The following is a 15,493-nucleotide window of genomic DNA, read 5'->3' as shown; positions in this document are numbered from 1 at the left end:
CCCATGCAGCTTTTGACCCTACCGCCCTCGCCTGCCCTCGCGACGTCGATCCGCGCCACGGCCCAGGTCTTCGAAGACCCGAAATCCCAGGCACTGCTCGATCACATCCAGCAAGTGGCGCCCAGCGAAGCCAGCGTGCTGATCATCGGCGAGACCGGCACCGGTAAAGAGCTGGTGGCACGCCACATCCACAACCTCAGCGCACGGCGCAACCGGCCGTTCGTAGCGGTCAACTGCGGGGCGTTCTCCGAGTCGCTGGTGGAGGCCGAACTGTTCGGCCATGAGAAAGGCGCCTTTACCGGTGCCCTCAGCGCCAAGGCCGGCTGGTTCGAGGAGGCCGACGGCGGCACCTTGTTCCTCGATGAGATCGGCGATTTGCCGATGGCGATCCAGGTCAAACTGCTGCGGGTCCTGCAGGAACGCGAAGTCGTACGCCTGGGTTCGCGCAAGAGCATTCCGATTGATGTGCGCGTATTGGCCGCGACCAACGTGCAATTGGAGAAGGCCATCAACGCCGGGCACTTCCGCGAAGACCTCTACTACCGTCTCGACGTGGTCAGCCTGGAACTCAGCCCGCTGCGCGAGCGCCCCGGCGATATCCTGCCGCTGACCCGGCACTTTATCGAAGCCTACAGCCAGCGCCTGGGTTACGGCCCGATCACCATCAGCCGCGAGGCTGAGCACAAGCTTAAAAGCTACAGTTGGCCGGGCAACATCCGCGAGTTGGAAAACGTGATCCACCATACCCTGTTGATCTGCCGTAACGGCGTGATCGAGCGCGACGATCTGCGCCTGTCGAACATGCGCATCGAGCGCCAGGACGACAGCCAGCACGGCAGCGACAACAGTGCCGAGGCGTTGCTAGCGCGGGCCTTCCAGAAGCTGTTCGAAGAACAGGCCGGCGCCCTGCATGAAAAAGTCGAAGATGCCCTGCTACGGGCCGCCTATCGTTTCAGCCACTACAACCAGGTGCACACCGCCAGCCTGCTCGGCCTGAGCCGCAACGTCACACGTACGCGCCTGATCAAGATCGGCGAACTGGCGGTGAACAAGCGCCGCCCCGGCGAAAACGTGCAAGGTGAGCGCATGCTGCACCTATCCATTTAGCCGGCAGTGCAACGCGTTGTCGTGGCTGCGCTCGAAACTGCGCAGCACCTGGAACGAACCGAAGGTCACGGCCGTGGCCTGGTGGGCGCGAATCAATGTCCAGAAATCTTCCTCGCCATGCTCAAAACACTGGAAGGCCGCCTCGCCGTCTTCCCGCGAGTGCCATTGCAGGTAATTGAGCACCCGCCGTCCGTCATCGCTGACCTGCACACTGGCATTGATAAAGCCGCCATGGCCTTGGGCCAGGCGTTCGCTCTGAAGGGTCAGGGCGGCCACCAGGGCAGATTGTTGCCGGGGTTCGATCTGAAACTCGATCAATTGAGTGAAGCTGCGATTCTTCTCTGATACCTGCATGAACACTCCCCTTTCTCTGTAGGCAGAATCTTGCGATTCGATGTCACGCAGGCTAAAACCTCTAGTTAAGTCAAGGTCAAGCACTTATCTGGAGTTTTTATGCTCAACAAGGCACTCACCGTCGGCCAACTGGCCGCCCGCAGTGGTGTGGCGGTCACCGCGCTGCACTTCTACGAGACCAAGGGGCTGATCAAGAGCAATCGCAATGCCGGTAATCAGCGGCGTTACCCACGGGACGTGCTGCGGCGCGTGGTGGTGATCAAGATCGCCCAGCGCCTGGGGATTCCGCTGGCAACGATTGGCGAAGCCTTGCAGACATTGCCGGAGGGGCGCACGCCCAACGCCCAGGATTGGCAGCGTTTGTCCGCGCTGTGGCGGCAAGACCTGGATGAGCGCATCAACAAGCTGACGTTGCTGCGCGACAAGCTCAATGGCTGTATTGGTTGTGGGTGTTTGTCGCTGGAAGCGTGCCCGTTGCGCAATCAGGATGACCAGCTCGGTGAACGCGGGCCAGGGGCACAGTTGTTGGAACCGACACCCCATGCATGATGCGCCCCCGACACCTCGTCGGCTGCCCGCAGGCCACGCGATACGTGGCCTATAGTGAAAAGACCGTCCCTCCACAACCACAATCAAGGAGAACGATATGAGCGTTAAACCTATTCCCGAGGGCTTCCACAGCATCACGCCCTACCTGGGTGTCGAAAAAGCCGCCGAAGCCATCGAGTTCTACAAGAAAGCCTTTGGCGCCATCGAAGCCATGCGCCTGGACATGCCCGACGGCAAGGTCGGCCACGCCGAGCTGCGCATCGGCGACTCACCGATCATGCTCGGTTCACCCTGCGATGAAAGCGCGTTCGGCAGCCCACGCGATGGCCACACCAGCGTCGGTATACATGTGTATGTAGATGACGTCGACGCCCGGTACAAACAAGCCATCGCAGCCGGGGGCACACCGATCTCCGAACCCAAGGACCAGTTCTACGGCGACCGCTCCGGCACGTTGAAGGATCCATTCGGCCATGTGTGGTTCCTGGCCACCCACAAGGAAGACCTGACCGAAGCACAGATCCGCGAACGCGCCGAGGCCATGTTCAAACAGGGCTGACCCTTTGCAGGAGCGAGCCAGCCCGCTCCTGCATCACACTTCATGAACACCCCCTCCACGTTTTTGCCCTTGCCCCGAACGCCGCGTGATTCCAGGATGCAAGCAATTACAAAGAGGAGTCATTCCATGTTCGCCGGATTCCATAAAGACCAGTACCACGTCAACGGCGTGGACATCAGCTACCGCAAAGGTGGTACAGGTCCCGGTCTGCTCCTGCTGCACGGGCATCCGCAAACCCACGTCATCTGGCACAAAATCGCCGAGCAACTGGCTGAACACTTCACCGTGGTGGCCGCCGACCTGCGCGGCTATGGCGACAGCAGCAAGCCACCGGCCAATGACCACCATACCAATTACTCGAAACGGGAAATGGCCCGGGACGGCGTCGAGCTGATGCAGGCGCTGGGCTTCGACACGTTCTCGGTGCTGGCCCACGACCGTGGCGCCCGCGTGGCCCACCGCCTGGCGCTGGACCACCCGGCCGCCGTGCAACGCATGGTCCTGCTGGACATTGCCCCCACTCTGTCCATGTACGCACAGACCAACGAAGCCTTCGCCCGTGCCTACTGGCATTGGTTTTTCCTGATCCGTCCGGCGCCGTTGCCGGAAGCCTTGATCGAAGGCAACCCGGAGCTGTACCTGCGCAGCGTGATGGGCAGTCGCAGCGCCGGGCTCAAGCCGTTCACCCAGGAAGCCTTCGCCGAATACCTGCGCTGCCTGAAACTGCCGGGCGCCGCCACGGGCATCTGCGAGGACTACCGGGCTGCCGCCGGTATCGACCTGGAGCACGACCAGGCGGACATCGACGCCGGCAATCACCTGAACCTGCCGTTGCTGGTGATGTGGGGCGCCGAAGGCACTGTCGGGCGCTGCTTCGAGCCGCTCAAGGAATGGCAGAAAGTCGCCACTGACGTGCGTGGCAAGGCCCTGCCGGCCGGCCATTACATTGCTGAAGAAGCCCCTGAGTTGCTGCTGGGCGAAGTCCTGACCTTCCTTCGCTGAGCAACTGCGTCACCCCGTGAACTGATCCGCCCGCCTCGCAGGCTGCCAATGGCCTGCGACGGGTTCGCTTTGCCCAAAACAACGTCTCGAGATAATAACAATGACAATCAGAAAACTGCTGGGAACCCTGTATATCCAGGTGCTGATCGCTATCGCATTGGGTGTGTTGATCGGCCATCAATGGCCGCAGATCGGCATCGACCTCAAGCCCCTTGGCGACGGTTTTATCAAGCTGATCAAGATGATCATCGGCCCGATCATCTTTTGCACGGTGGTGTCTGGCATCACCAGCATGCACGACGTGAAGCAGGTGGGCCGGGTCGGCGGCAAGGCGCTGCTGTACTTTGAAATAGTCTCGACCATCGCCTTGTTGATCGGCATGCTCGCCGCGCACCTGTTGCATCCGGGCGTGGGCTTCAATATCGATGTGAAGACCCTCGACAGTTCGGCCATCGCCAACTTCGTCGGCCAGGCCGAACATGGCGAAGGCATCACCGGATTCCTGTTGCACGTGATCCCCGCAACCTTCTTCGATGCGTTCTCCAAGGGCGAAATCCTGCCGGTACTGTTCGTCTCCGTACTGTTTGGTGTGGGCCTGGTGATGGTCGGTGAAAAGGGCCGGCCACTGGTGGGTGTGGTCAACCAGGCCAGCGAGGTGTTCTTCCGCATCGTTGGCATCATCAGCCGAGTGGCGCCGATCGGGGCCTTTGGCGCCATCGCGTTCACCATCGGCAAATACGGGGTGGGTTCGTTGCTGCCGCTGCTGAAGCTGGTGGGCACCTTCTATATCACCGCGTTTTTCTTTGTGGCGGTGGTGCTGGGCAGCATTGCCCGCTACGCCGGGTTCAGCATTTTCAAGTTGATGGGCTACATCAAGTCGGAACTGTTGATCGTGCTGGGCACCAGTTCGTCGGAATCGGCGTTGCCGCAGTTGATCCAGAAACTCGAAAGCCTGGGCGCCTCCAAAGGCGTGGTGGGCATCGTGGTGCCGACCGGCTACACCTTCAACCTGGACGGCACCAACATCTATATGACCCTGGCGGTGCTGTTCCTGGCCCAGGCCACCAATATTGATCTGCCGCTTGAGCAACAGTTGACCTTGCTGGCGGTGGCCATGCTCACGTCCAAGGGTGCAGGCGCAGTGGTTGGCGCAGGGTTCGTGGCATTGGCCGCCAGCCTGGCGGTGGTGCCGACCGTACCGGTGGCGGCGATGGTGCTGATCCTCGGCATCGACCGTTTCATGGCCGAGTGCCGCTCGCTGACCAATATCATCGGCAACGCCGTGGCTGCCCTGGTGGTAGCCGCCTGGGAGGGTGAACTGGACCGCGAAAAAATGGCGCCCATCGCTCTCAAGCGCGGCCGCGATGCTCGGGCGGCTGCTCAAGCCAAGGTCGCCGCCGAATAATCGACAACACCTGGGCGTGCCGGAAGGCGCGCTCAACCGGTGCTATTCTGGCGGCTCATGCCGCCAGCCCTGTTTGCGATGACTAACAAGAAAGATACCGTGCCCCTACCCGAAGACCTGCGGGTGTTCCTGACCGTGATCCGCAAGGCCGGCTTCGCTGCCGCCGCTGATGAGCTGGGCTTGTCGCCGGCGTATGTCAGCAAGCGCATCCAGATCCTCGAAACCACCCTGGCCACCCGCCTGTTGCATCGCACCAGCCGGCGCATCGCCCTGACCGAAGACGGTGAACGGGTGCAGCGCTGGGCCGTGCGCATCCTCGAAGACTTCCAGCATCTCTCCGATGAACTCTCCGACGCCCATGACAGCCCGCGCGGCCACCTGCATTTGTGCAGCAGCTTCGGCTTCGGTCGCAACCATGTGGCCCCCGCCCTGTCGTTACTGGCAGAGCAATACCCGGACCTGGAAATCCGCCTGGACCTATTCGACCGCGTGGTGGATATCGTCAGCGAAGGCTTCGACCTGGAGATCCGCGTGGGTGACGACATCCCTGGCCAGCACATCGGCCGCCGCCTGGTGAGCAACCGCCGCGTACTGTGCGCCGCCCCGGCTTATCTGGAGCGACGCGGCACACCGCAACAGTTGAGCGACCTGGAGCAGCACGACTGCCTGGTGCTCAAGGAGCGTGATAACGCGTTTGGCATCTGGAACCTGGAGCGCGACGGCACCCAGGAAAGCGTGCGCGTGCGTGGGCCGCTGTCATCGAACAATGGCGAGATTGTGTTGCAGTGGGCATTGGATGGGCGCGGGGTGCTGCTGCGCTCGATGTGGGATGTTAAGCCGCTGCTGGAGCAAGGCAAGCTCGTGCAGATACTGCACGGTTATACCCAGAGCGCCAACGTGTGGGCGGTGTACCCGACACGGTTGGCGTATTCCGGAAAGCTGCGGGCCTGCGTGGAGTTTTTGCAGGAGCACTTCAAGGGGCTCTCAATCTAAGCGGTATGATCCGGATAAACATGTGGGAGGGGGCTTGCCCCCGATTGCAGAGTGTCAGTCACTCAGAAGTTGACTGACCCATCGCCATCGGGGGCAAGCCCCCTCCCACATTTAGGCCTAAGTATGTCAGGTGAGCCAGGGGTTGGCTTGCAGGTGCCGGCGTTCGAAGGCCTTGATCTCGTCACTGCGCTGCAAGGTGCTGCCGATGGCATCCAGGCCCTGCAACAACGCAGTCTTGCGCAGGGTATCGATCTGGAACGGGATCACCTGGCCATCCGCCAAATGGATCTGCTGGGCTTCAAGGTCGACACTGATCTGCGCCTGGTCCGCCTGGCTGACGGTCTTGCCCAGCTGCTGCAACACCGCCTCGTCCAAGGTGATCAACAACACCCCGTTGCGCTGGCAATTGTCATAGAAAATTCCGGCAAAGCTGCTGCCGATCAATGCGCGGATGCCCATCTGCTTCAAGCCCCATACCGCGTGTTCTCGGCTGGAACCGCAGCCGAAGTTCGGCCCGACCACCATGAAACTCGCGCCCTGCCAGGCCGGCTGGTTCAGCACGAACTCGGGGTTGGGCTCGCCGGACGCCAAGAAACGCAGGTCGAAGAACAGCCCGCGGTCCAGACCGCTGCGGTCGATGCCCTTGAGAAACTGTTTGGGCATGATCACATCGGTATCGATGTTGGCCGCCAGCATCGGCGCGGCCTTGCCGGTGACCAGGGTGAAGGGTTGCAGGCTCATGGGCGCGCTCCAAAGTGGCGGATATCAGTAAGGCGGCCGGTAATCGCAGCGGCGGCGACCATCGCCGGGCTCATCAGGTGGGTGCGTGCACCCGCGCCCTGGCGGCCTTCGAAGTTGCGGTTGGTGCTGGACGCGCAGCGGTCGCCGGGGGCGAGCACGTCGTCGTTCATGGCCAGGCACATCGAGCAACCCGACTGGCGCCATTCAAAGCCGGCATCGATAAAAATCGCCGCCAGGCCTTCGGCTTCGGCCTGGTCACGCACTTCGGTGGAGCCCGGCACGATCATCGCCCGCACGTGTTCAGCCACGCGCTTGCCGCGCACCACGCTGGCGGCGTCGCGCAGGTCTTCGATGCGGGCGTTGGTGCAGGAGCCGATGAAAGCATGGCTGATGACGATCTCGCTCAGCGGCATACCGGCTTCCAGGCCCATGTAGTTGAGGGCGCGGCGCATGTCCTGGCGTAGGATCAGGTCGCTGACATCCTGCGGGTCGGGCACGCGGGCGCCGATGGGCGCGGCCTGGTCGGGGCTGGTGCCCCAGGTGACCATGGGTTCCAGAGTGGTGGCGTCGAGGTGCACTTCTTGGTCGAACACCGCATCGGCGTCCGAGTGCAGTTGGCGCCAACCTACCAGCGCCTGGTCCCACAGCTCGCCTTGTGGTGCACGCGGCTTGCCCTTGAGGTAGGCGAAGACTTTTTCGTCCGGCGCCATGAACGCACCCCGCGCGCCCGCCTCCACCGCCATGTTGCAGATGGTCATGCGCGCCTCGACGCTCAGCACATCGATAGTGGAACCACAAAACTCGATGGCATAGCCAGTGGCACCGGAAGCGCCGATCTTGCCGATCAGCGCCATGATCACATCCTTGGACGTCAGGCCGGGTGCCAGATCGCCGTCCACGCTCACGCGCATCGTCTTCAGACGCTTGTAGACCAGCGTCTGCGACGCCAGCAGGTGTTCGATCTCCGAAGTGCCGATGCCAAAACCGAAGGCGCCGAGGGCACCGTAGGTGGTGGTGTGGCTGTCACCGGCGGCGATCACCATGCCCGGCAGGATAAAGCCCTGCTCCGGGGCGATCACGTGTTCGATGCCCTGGCGTTTGTCGAGGATGTCCAGCAGCTCGATGCCGAAGTCCCGGCAGTTCTCCGCCAGGTAGGACACTTGCCGCGCCCCGCCTGCGTCGGGCATCGCCGCGATGCGCTTGGGCGTGGTGGGGTTCACATGGTCGACCACGGCCAGCGCCGTGCCTGGGCGCCACACGTTACGCCCGGCCTCACGCAAGCCGCTGAAGGCCTGGGGGCTGGTGTATTCGTTGATCACCTGGCGGTCGATATAAAGCAGCACATGGCCCTGGTCATCCAGGGGGCACACCGTGTGGGAATCGATGTGTTTGTCGTAGAGGGTTCGGGCAGTCATCTTTCTAAACTCACTTTTGTAGGCGCTCGCTCAACGGTATGCGCCCATCCTACGCAGCCGCCCCGCCCCATCAATGGCGCCTGGGTGATGGCTTGGAACATGTTTCGTGTTCGATCAAGGCGAAAAAGCGCCCTGAATGTGAACCTGAAACATTTTCTTTCATATCCGCCTTAGGGATTTCTCATTCTCATCCGTCTTAACTTAGATACAGCCCGTCGCGTCAGCAAAAGCTACGACTGGCCTTTTCCGGGCCTCCATTGCCCCCCTCCGATCAAGACCCTCATTCACATGTCGAAGAAGTCACGCTCCAAACTCTGGTTTCTCGTACATAGCTGGCTGGCATTGCCTATCTGGTTCTTTGTACTGATTGTCTGCGTCACTGGCACCCTGGCGGTGGTCAGCCAGGAGATCGTCTGGCTGGCCAACCCGGATATCCGTGCGAGCAAGCCCTCGGACGATGCCGAACCGCTGAGCTATGACCAGGTGATTGCCGCCATCAAGCGCGATGAACCCCAGGTGTACGTGCAGTCGATCAGCCGCCCCGACGAGTCGCACTTTGCCTTGAGCGTCGACCTCAGCTACCCCGACGGGCGTTCGGTGGAGGTCTACGTCAACCCGTACACCGGGGCGATCCAGGGCATCAGCCCGTCCTTCAACTTCCAGCAATTCACCCGCGCCCTGCATGGCTGGTGGCTGGTGCCCTTCACCAATGGCTACAGCTGGGGCTGGTACCTGGTGTCGGCACTCGGCATCCCGCTGCTGGCGTCGCTGGTCACCGGGCTGGTGGTGTACAAGCGGTTCTGGAAAGGCTTCCTGCGCCCGACCCTGCGGATCCGCCACGGCGCGCGGATTTTCTGGGGGGACTTCCACCGCTTGAGCGGGATCTGGTCGATCTGGTTCATTGCGGTGATCTCGGTCACCGGCATCTGGTTCCTGATCCGCGCGATTTTGGGCGACAACCAGATTTCGATTTCCACTGAACCGGTCATCCCCGTGATTGCCCGGGAGAAAGTGCCGATGTCCGCGCCTGGCGTGCCGGCCCCCATGATTCCGGTGGACGAGGCGATCAAGATCGCCACCCAGCGCATTCCTGGCCTGGAGGCGAGTTTCATCAGCCTGCCCCTGAATGCCTACAGCCACCTGCAGATCGGCGGGCGGGGCTGGTACCCGTTGATGTTCCAGACCGCACAGATCAACCCCTACGACGGTGAAGTGGCAGCGGCGCACCTGCTGTCCGACCGCTCGAAGCTGGAGTTCGTCACCGAATCCATGCGCCCGCTGCACACCGGCGACTTCGGCGGGATCTGGATCAAGCTGATCTGGGCATTCTTCGGCCTGATCATGAGCATGATGGTGTTGAGCGGCCTGCTGATCTGGACCAAGCGCACCGCTTTGGCCACCCTCAATGCCTTCAAGCGTGAAGCCAAGGCTCAACACAAACCGGTTTCCCTCCCCGCCCGGCAGGCAGAAACCTCGGAGGCCAACTCATGAGCAAGGTCGCTGCGGCAAAGCCATCGCCTCTGCGGGCGTTCTGGCTGAAATGGCGTTTCCATATCAACGTGCTGCTGTTGCTGGTGCCGCTGGGCTTCATGCCCAAGTACTTTGCCGATGCGGCACTGTTTCGCGGCGACACCGGTATCGGCGAGCGAGTGGCTGGCGACGTGCAGGTCGGCCCGTGGAGCCTGAAGCTTGCCGAGTTTCGCAATGAAGGCCCGCGTCCCGACCCGGCCGGCCCGATGAAGTTCTTCAACGCCGCCCTGTGCGACAGCTGTGCCGACCAGGTCAAGGCCACCTACCTGCGCATCGGCAAGCCGCGCAGCCTGCGGGCTGCCGGGGTGATCTTCTTCGGCACGCCGTACCGCATGGGCGCCGGCCTGCCGATCCCGGAACGCACGCCCGTCGACGCCGAACTGTGGGTGACCATGGAAGGCTGGGACGGCAGCATGCACCAGGGTTCCATCCCGTTGAGCCAGGCCTCGCCTGCCACGATTGCCTGGCTGAACAAGCAAGGAGTTAAACCATGAATTTGATGCGATTGACCCGCGCCTGTGGCGTCCTGTTGATAGGTGCCGGCTTCAGCACCGTCGCGCTCGCCCACAACCCGATGTGCGAGTGCAAGGAGATCCCCGGCGAGCAGATCCAATGCAAAGGCGGCTTCTCCGACGGCAGTGGTGCACCCGGCGTGACCCTGGACGTGATCGGCTATGACGAAACCATCCTGGTGCCCGGCAAACTCGGTCAGGACTCGACCCTGACCTTCAAGAAACCGTCCGCCGAGTTCTACGTGCTGTTTGATGCCGGTCCCGGCCATGTGGTGGAAATCGACCAAGCGGATATCCAGCCGCAATGAGTACCACACAGGTTGTACGCCCCGCCGGTGCCGGTCACGAAACCCTCTACGTGCTGCTGTTGTGCCTGATCATCCTCGCGGTGGCCGGCTCGGTGGTCGCGCTGCACGGTGAATCCCAGGAGGTGGCGGCAATACCGAGCCACCAATTGGACGCCCGCCGCGACCTGAGCGCCGCCGAGCAAGGCATTTATGCCGACCTGCGGGTGACCCTGGATGAGATCCAACTGTTGCAGCAGGAGCAAAGCGCGCTGCCCAGCCCGGCGCAACTGGCCGAAGAAGGCTTCGCTCCCTTTGCCCAGGATGCCAGTTCGGTCAGCCGTGGCGATCACCGCTGGCAATTGCTGGAGCCTTCGGCCTACCTGGGTGTGAGCCAGGCGCCGGCGACCAGCGGTTCACTGCTGATGCGCGTGCACGGTGTCGAGCCGGACATCTGGCTCAATCGCCAGGCCAACCTCGCCGCTCCCTCCGACCTCTCTGACCAGGCGCTGATCGCAGCCGGCTGGCAGCAGGTGGTTGCGCAATTCGATGCCGGCGTCACCCGCCAGCACCGTCACTGAACGAGAAGACCGATTGCCCATGTCTATTTCATCGCCCCTGTTGCGCCTGTTGCTGGTTGGCCTGTTCAGCCTGATGCTCGCCCCTCTGGCCAATGCCGAAGCCGCCAAACGCCTGCGAATCGGCATCACCCTGCACCCTTATTACAGCTACGTGGCCAATATCGTCGGCGACAAGGCCGAGGTGGTGCCGCTGATTCCGGCCGGCTTCAACCCCCATGCCTACGAGCCACGCGCCGAAGACATCAAGCGCATCGGCACCCTGGACGTGATCGTGCTCAACGGCGTCGGCCATGACGATTTCGCCGACCGCATGATCGCCACCAGCGAGCGTCCGGACATCCCGGTGATCGAAGCCAACGCCAATGTGCCGTTGCTGGCCGCCACCGGCAACGCCGCACGCGGCGCGGGCAAGGTGGTCAACCCGCATACCTTCCTGTCGATCAGCGCATCGATTGCCCAGGTCAACAATATCGCCCGCGAACTGGGCAAGCTCGACCCGGACAACGCCAAGACCTACACCCAGAACGCCCGCGCCTACGGCAAGCGCCTGCGCCAGATGCGCGCCGATGCCCTGGCCAAGTTGACCAGCGCGCCCAACCCGGACCTGCGCGTGGCCACCGTGCACGCGGCCTACGACTACCTGTTGCGCGAGTTCGGCCTGGAAGTCACCGCCGTGGTCGAACCGGCCCACGGCATCGAGCCCAGCCCCAGCCAATTGAAGAAAACCATCGACGAACTGCGCGCCCTGGACGTGAAGGTGATCTTCTCGGAGATGGACTTCCCCTCCACCTACGTCGACACCATCCAGCGTGAGTCCGGGGTCAAGCTGTACCCGCTGTCGCATATTTCCTACGGCGAGTACAGCGCCGAGAAATACGAAGTAGAGATGACCGGCAACCTCAACACCGTGGTCCGGGCAATTCAGGAGTCCGGGGCATGACGGCGGCGCAACAGTTGAAGGCGGTCAGCGTCGGCCCGACGCTTGAGTTCGACCAGGTATCGCTGACCCTGGGTCGCACGGTGATCCTCGATACCGTGAGTTTCCAGGTACAGCCGGGCAGCATCCATGCGCTGGTCGGCCCCAACGGCGGCGGTAAAAGCTCGCTGATCAAGACCCTGCTCGGGCAAACGCCCCATCAGGGTCGGCTGAGCCTGCATTGGCCGGCCGCGCCCGGCACCATCGGATATGTGCCCCAGGCCCTGGAGTTCGACCGGGGCTTGCCGATGACCGTGGATGATTTCATGGCCGCCATGTGCCAACGGCGCCCGGCTTTCCTCGGTTTGTCCAAGCATTACGCCGGTGCGATCGGGGATGCGCTGGAGCGCGTCGGCATGCAGGACAAACGCAAGCGGCGCATGGGCGCGCTGTCCGGCGGTGAACGCCAGCGTGTGCTGCTGGCCCAGGGGCTGATCCCGGCGCCGCACCTGCTGGTGCTGGATGAGCCGATGTCGGCCCTCGACGAAGCCGGTATCCAGGTGTTCGAGCGCCTGCTCAATGACTGGCGCCTGGCCGGGATCACCGTGCTGTGGATCGAGCATGACCTGGAAGCCGTGGGCCGCCTGGCCGACCGCGTCACCGGCCTGAACCGCCGCGTGCTGTTCGACGCCACGCCCAAGGAGGCACTGACCCCGGAGCGCCTGCTGACCCTGTTCTCCACCCACCCTCGGAGCCCGGCGCAATGAGTTATGAAGCCTTTCGCTTGATGGTCCAGGGCTGGGCCTCTTCCGGTTATCTGCCGGAGGCGCTGGCCTACGGTTTTGTGGTCAATGCCCTGCTCGCCGGTTTGCTGATCGGCCCGGTGCTAGGTGGCCTGGGCACGCTGGTGGTGGTCAAGCGCTTCGCGTTTTTCTCCGAAGCCGTTGGCCACGCTGCGTTGACCGGCGTGGCGGTGGGGATTCTGCTGGGTGAGCCCTACACCGGGCCGTATGGCGCGCTGTTCGGCTACTGCCTGCTGTTCGGCATCCTGCTCAACTACCTGCGCAACCGCACGGGCCTGGCGCCGGACACCCTGATCGGGGTGTTCCTGTCAGTGTCACTGGCATTGGGGGCGAGCCTGTTGCTGATCCTGGCGGGCAAGATCAACGTGCACATCCTCGAGAACGTGCTGTTTGGCTCGGTATTGACGGTCAACGGCAACGACCTGCTGGTGCTGGCGATTGTCGGTTCGCTGGTGATGGCCCTGGCGCTGCCGCTGTACAACCGCATCATGCTGGCCAGTTTCAATCCGCAACTGGCGGCGGTACGCGGCGTCGCCGTGAAAACCCTGGACTACCTGTTCGTGATCCTGGTGACGCTGATCACCGTCGCGGCGGTCAAGGTCATCGGTGCGATCCTGGTGGGGGCGCTGTTGGTGATTCCGGCGGCTGCGGCGCGGCTGTTGAGCCAGTCGCTCAAGGGCTTCTTCTGGGTCTCGGTCGCCATTGCCACAGTCAGCACCCTGTGCGGGATCCTGCTGCCGATCATCTTCGACCTGCCCGTGCCGTCCGGCGCCGCCATCATCCTGGTCGCCGGTATCGCCTTCGCCCTGGCCGCCATCGCGCGCGGCACGGTGCCCAGCCTCAAAGGGAATCTTGGATAATGCATCCTGTACTTCGTCCATTGGCTCTGGCCATCACATGTTTCATCAGCACTTCGGCCCTGGCGGTCGACGGGTTAGAGCCCAAGCCTCTCAAGATCCATCAGGGATTGGGCCACGCCGCACTGAGCAAGGCCACTTCGGTAAAACAGGTGAAGATCCTCGCTTCGCTGCCGATTACCTACGGCCTGGCCGAGGTGCTGCTCAAAGGCACCAACGTACAGCTTGAGCGCGCCGCGCCGGCCAACTTGCCGGGTTCACGCCAGGTGTCCTACTTCACCGGGCGTGGCGCGCCGGCCCTGAGCAAATTGGCGCTGGACGCCGACGCCGCCATCGGCCTGCGCTCATTGTGGGCCGATGACCCGCTGTACCCGGTGGCGCGGCGCAGCAATATCCGCATCGTCGAAGTCGACGCCGCCCGCCCGGTAGATGGTGGCTTGCCCGGCATCGCCGTACAGCCGGGCGTTGCCGATGGCCTGAACAGCCAGCCGTGGCAGTCGAGCAACAATATGGGGCGCATGGCCGATGTACTGGCCGCCGACCTGGGCCGCCTGGCCCCGGATGCCAAGCCGAAAATCGACGCCAACCTTGCCGCCCTCAAGCAGCGCCTGCTCAAACTCACCGCCGACAGCGAAGCGCGCCTGGCCAAGGCGGACAACCTGAGCGTGGTCAGCCTGAGTGATCACTTTGCTTATCTGATCAGCAGTTTGAACCTGGAAGTGCTCAGCACCGATGCGCGGCCGGATGCCGACTGGACGCCCGAGGCGTTACAGAAGCTCACGGCCGAGCTGAAGGACAACGATGTGGCGGTGGTGCTGCATCATCGCCAGCCGAGCGAGGCGGTGACGGCGGCGGTGACTGCAAGTGGTGCCAAGCTGCTGGTGCTGAATGTGGACGGTGCGGAACCGGTGGCGGAGCTGGAAACCAATGTGGACCAGGTGATCAAGGCGCTGATCCCATAACATCCACACCAACATGAATCGCATCATGCCGCCAGAACTCCAGGTCGCAGTCGATCAACCGCTGATGCTGGTCATAGTTGACCCGGGCGATACGCAAGCCCGGGCTGCCCACCGACACGCGCAACGCCGCGGCGGCCTCCACCGGCAGTGACGTCGGCACGATCTCGAAACGCACCCGCCCGTAGTGCAGGTCGTACTTGCGCGCATACAACTCGGTCATCGACTGATTCAGATCACACGCCAGGATCCCAGGAAAATACTGCGGGTTCAGGTAGTGCTCCACATACAACACCAGGCGCCCATCGATTCGCCGGCCACGGCAAATCTGGATCACGCTCGACAGCGCCGGCAACTGCAGCCACGCACACACCGCCGCCGACGCCGGTTGCAGCCGCGCGGAGATGACCTCGGTGGAAGCCACCCGCCCCTGGTCGCTGACCATCGCGTGAAAGTGACTGCGCTGCATCAGGTTGTAGGCCAGCCGTGGCGGCGAGACAAACCAGCCGCGCCGTTCCTCGCGATAGATCTGGCCCTGGGCTTCCAGTTGTAACAAGGCTTCCCGCACCGTAATCCGGGTGGTACCGAACAACTCGCTGAGCTTGCGCTCGGCGGGCAGTTTGCTGGCAGGCGGCAACAGGCCGTGGTCGATCTGCTCTTGCAGCGCCAGGCCGATGGATGTCACCGCCTTGATTGCCTCATCACGCATCAACGTTACCTATCTGGACTAGACCAGCACCGACAAGGTGCACAAACCGCTGCGTAAAGGGGCTTGCACGGTTGAGTGCCAGCCTAGGTATTACAGATGACCGACAGATGACAGTCCGTGTGCATCCGTCGCAGCACACCCTGCAATACATCGGCCAAGTCCAATCCCTGCGGGCGCTTGAGCATGGTCTACGCTCACTCTGCGACGAGCGACATCA

At 62.8% G+C, this 15,493-nt stretch carries 18 protein-coding genes; 14 read left to right on the top strand and 4 right to left on the bottom strand.

The annotated features are described in order from the left end of the window. Positions 1–3 precede the first annotated feature (3 nt). The gene (locus tag M2497_RS10885) at positions 4–1,107 is read left to right on the top strand and encodes a sigma-54 dependent transcriptional regulator (protein ID WP_248487386.1); all 1,104 of its coding nucleotides are present in this window, start codon (positions 4–6) and stop codon (positions 1,105–1,107) included. Here M2497_RS10885 and M2497_RS10880 read toward each other — a convergent pair. Beyond that, complete coding sequence (locus tag M2497_RS10880) at positions 1,096–1,461, bottom strand: antibiotic biosynthesis monooxygenase (protein WP_248487385.1); 366 nt, start codon at positions 1,459–1,461, stop codon at positions 1,096–1,098. The genes M2497_RS10885 and M2497_RS10880 overlap by 12 nt on opposite strands. Positions 1,462–1,560: 99 nt before the next feature. Here M2497_RS10880 and soxR point away from each other — a divergent pair, with 99 nt between their 5' ends. The 5 genes from soxR (at position 1,561) to M2497_RS10855 (ending at position 5,969) form a co-directional block, all read left to right on the top strand. Further along, positions 1,561–2,010 carry a redox-sensitive transcriptional activator SoxR gene (gene soxR / locus M2497_RS10875; RefSeq protein ID WP_248487384.1) on the top strand — a complete coding sequence of 150 codons (450 nt, stop codon included), beginning with the start codon at positions 1,561–1,563 and terminating at the stop codon, positions 2,008–2,010. Between the two features lie 97 nt (positions 2,011–2,107). Next, positions 2,108–2,569: a VOC family protein gene (locus M2497_RS10870; protein WP_248487382.1), complete on the top strand. Its 462-nt coding sequence runs from the start codon at positions 2,108–2,110 to the stop codon at positions 2,567–2,569. A gap of 126 nt (positions 2,570–2,695) precedes the next feature. After that, a complete protein-coding gene (locus M2497_RS10865) occupies positions 2,696–3,571 on the top strand; it encodes an alpha/beta hydrolase (RefSeq protein ID WP_248487380.1) in 876 nt (291 codons plus the stop codon). Positions 3,572–3,671: 100 nt separating this feature from the next. Next, a complete protein-coding gene (locus M2497_RS10860) occupies positions 3,672–4,976 on the top strand; it encodes a dicarboxylate/amino acid:cation symporter (RefSeq protein WP_248487378.1) in 1,305 nt (434 codons plus the stop codon). A 78-nt stretch (positions 4,977–5,054) separates the two neighbouring features. Next, a complete protein-coding gene (locus tag M2497_RS10855) occupies positions 5,055–5,969 on the top strand; it encodes a LysR substrate-binding domain-containing protein (protein WP_248487377.1) in 915 nt (304 codons plus the stop codon). Between the two features lie 126 nt (positions 5,970–6,095). On the opposite strand, the gene leuD is transcribed toward M2497_RS10855, so the two are convergent. Further along, positions 6,096–6,710: a 3-isopropylmalate dehydratase small subunit gene (gene leuD, locus M2497_RS10850; RefSeq protein WP_248487375.1), complete on the bottom strand. Its 615-nt coding sequence runs from the start codon at positions 6,708–6,710 to the stop codon at positions 6,096–6,098. Beyond that, positions 6,707–8,125: a 3-isopropylmalate dehydratase large subunit gene (gene leuC, locus M2497_RS10845; RefSeq protein ID WP_248487373.1), complete on the bottom strand. Its 1,419-nt coding sequence runs from the start codon at positions 8,123–8,125 to the stop codon at positions 6,707–6,709. The genes leuD and leuC overlap by 4 nt, the downstream gene beginning before the upstream one ends. Positions 8,126–8,413: 288 nt before the next feature. Here leuC and M2497_RS10840 point away from each other — a divergent pair, with 288 nt between their 5' ends. The 8 genes from M2497_RS10840 to M2497_RS10805 are packed head-to-tail and all read left to right on the top strand — an operon-like array spanning position 8,414 to position 14,570. Further along, positions 8,414–9,616 carry a PepSY domain-containing protein gene (locus M2497_RS10840; protein WP_248487371.1) on the top strand — a complete coding sequence of 401 codons (1,203 nt, stop codon included), beginning with the start codon at positions 8,414–8,416 and terminating at the stop codon, positions 9,614–9,616. Continuing rightward, on the top strand, positions 9,613–10,149 hold the full coding sequence (locus M2497_RS10835; protein WP_248487369.1) for a thiamine pyrophosphate-binding protein: 537 nt from the start codon (positions 9,613–9,615) through the stop codon (positions 10,147–10,149). Before M2497_RS10840 ends, M2497_RS10835 begins: the two co-directional genes overlap by 4 nt. Before the next feature lie 5 nt (positions 10,150–10,154). Further along, positions 10,155–10,475 carry a hypothetical protein gene (locus M2497_RS10830; protein ID WP_235595009.1) on the top strand — a complete coding sequence of 107 codons (321 nt, stop codon included), beginning with the start codon at positions 10,155–10,157 and terminating at the stop codon, positions 10,473–10,475. Then, positions 10,472–11,032 (top strand): DUF6162 family protein, encoded by a 561-nt coding sequence (locus M2497_RS10825; RefSeq protein WP_248487367.1) that lies wholly within the window; start codon positions 10,472–10,474, stop codon positions 11,030–11,032. The genes M2497_RS10830 and M2497_RS10825 overlap by 4 nt, the downstream gene beginning before the upstream one ends. A gap of 19 nt (positions 11,033–11,051) precedes the next feature. Continuing rightward, entirely contained in the window at positions 11,052–11,972 is a 921-nt protein-coding gene (locus M2497_RS10820) for a metal ABC transporter substrate-binding protein (protein WP_058426941.1), read from the top strand. Further along, the gene (locus M2497_RS10815) at positions 11,969–12,715 is read left to right on the top strand and encodes a metal ABC transporter ATP-binding protein (RefSeq protein ID WP_248487365.1); all 747 of its coding nucleotides are present in this window, start codon (positions 11,969–11,971) and stop codon (positions 12,713–12,715) included. Before M2497_RS10820 ends, M2497_RS10815 begins: the two co-directional genes overlap by 4 nt. Then, entirely contained in the window at positions 12,712–13,611 is a 900-nt protein-coding gene (locus M2497_RS10810; protein ID WP_034103083.1) for a metal ABC transporter permease, read from the top strand. The genes M2497_RS10815 and M2497_RS10810 overlap by 4 nt, the downstream gene beginning before the upstream one ends. Continuing rightward, complete coding sequence (locus M2497_RS10805) at positions 13,611–14,570, top strand: zinc ABC transporter substrate-binding protein (RefSeq protein WP_248487363.1); 960 nt, start codon at positions 13,611–13,613, stop codon at positions 14,568–14,570. The genes M2497_RS10810 and M2497_RS10805 overlap by 1 nt, the downstream gene beginning before the upstream one ends. Here the strand turns inward: M2497_RS10805 and M2497_RS10800 are convergent. Beyond that, complete coding sequence (locus M2497_RS10800; protein WP_033900319.1) at positions 14,551–15,276, bottom strand: UTRA domain-containing protein; 726 nt, start codon at positions 15,274–15,276, stop codon at positions 14,551–14,553. The two genes, M2497_RS10805 and M2497_RS10800, sit on opposite strands and share 20 nt — an antisense overlap. Positions 15,277–15,493: the final 217 nt, after the last annotated feature.

This window comes from Pseudomonas sp. CYM-20-01 (genome assembly GCF_023169845.1).
Classification (GTDB): domain Bacteria; phylum Pseudomonadota; class Gammaproteobacteria; order Pseudomonadales; family Pseudomonadaceae; genus Aquipseudomonas; species Aquipseudomonas azotoformans.
This window is presented reverse-complemented; position numbering and strand designations above follow the sequence as displayed.

Bases quoted from the DNA above. Each gene is read 5' to 3' on its own strand.
- M2497_RS10800 (WP_033900319.1), bottom strand. From the start codon at position 15,276: ATGCGTGATGAGGCAATCAAGGCGGTGACATCCATCGGCCTGGCGCTG.
- M2497_RS10835 (WP_248487369.1), top strand. From the start codon at position 9,613: ATGAGCAAGGTCGCTGCGGCAAAGCCATCGCCTCTGCGGGCGTTCTGG.
- M2497_RS10815 (WP_248487365.1), top strand. From the start codon at position 11,969: ATGACGGCGGCGCAACAGTTGAAGGCGGTCAGCGTCGGCCCGACGCTT.
- M2497_RS10855 (WP_248487377.1), top strand. From the start codon at position 5,055: ATGACTAACAAGAAAGATACCGTGCCCCTACCCGAAGACCTGCGGGTG.
- M2497_RS10885 (WP_248487386.1), top strand. From the start codon at position 4: ATGCAGCTTTTGACCCTACCGCCCTCGCCTGCCCTCGCGACGTCGATC.
- M2497_RS10805 (WP_248487363.1), top strand. From the start codon at position 13,611: ATGCATCCTGTACTTCGTCCATTGGCTCTGGCCATCACATGTTTCATC.
- M2497_RS10870 (WP_248487382.1), top strand. From the start codon at position 2,108: ATGAGCGTTAAACCTATTCCCGAGGGCTTCCACAGCATCACGCCCTAC.
- M2497_RS10830 (WP_235595009.1), top strand. From the start codon at position 10,155: ATGCGATTGACCCGCGCCTGTGGCGTCCTGTTGATAGGTGCCGGCTTC.
- M2497_RS10865 (WP_248487380.1), top strand. From the start codon at position 2,696: ATGTTCGCCGGATTCCATAAAGACCAGTACCACGTCAACGGCGTGGAC.
- M2497_RS10880 (WP_248487385.1), bottom strand. From the start codon at position 1,461: ATGCAGGTATCAGAGAAGAATCGCAGCTTCACTCAATTGATCGAGTTT.
- M2497_RS10820 (WP_058426941.1), top strand. From the start codon at position 11,052: ATGTCTATTTCATCGCCCCTGTTGCGCCTGTTGCTGGTTGGCCTGTTC.
- leuC (WP_248487373.1), bottom strand. From the start codon at position 8,125: ATGACTGCCCGAACCCTCTACGACAAACACATCGATTCCCACACGGTG.
- M2497_RS10825 (WP_248487367.1), top strand. From the start codon at position 10,472: ATGAGTACCACACAGGTTGTACGCCCCGCCGGTGCCGGTCACGAAACC.
- M2497_RS10810 (WP_034103083.1), top strand. From the start codon at position 12,712: ATGAGTTATGAAGCCTTTCGCTTGATGGTCCAGGGCTGGGCCTCTTCC.
- soxR (WP_248487384.1), top strand. From the start codon at position 1,561: ATGCTCAACAAGGCACTCACCGTCGGCCAACTGGCCGCCCGCAGTGGT.
- leuD (WP_248487375.1), bottom strand. From the start codon at position 6,710: ATGAGCCTGCAACCCTTCACCCTGGTCACCGGCAAGGCCGCGCCGATG.
- M2497_RS10860 (WP_248487378.1), top strand. From the start codon at position 3,672: ATGACAATCAGAAAACTGCTGGGAACCCTGTATATCCAGGTGCTGATC.
- M2497_RS10840 (WP_248487371.1), top strand. From the start codon at position 8,414: ATGTCGAAGAAGTCACGCTCCAAACTCTGGTTTCTCGTACATAGCTGG.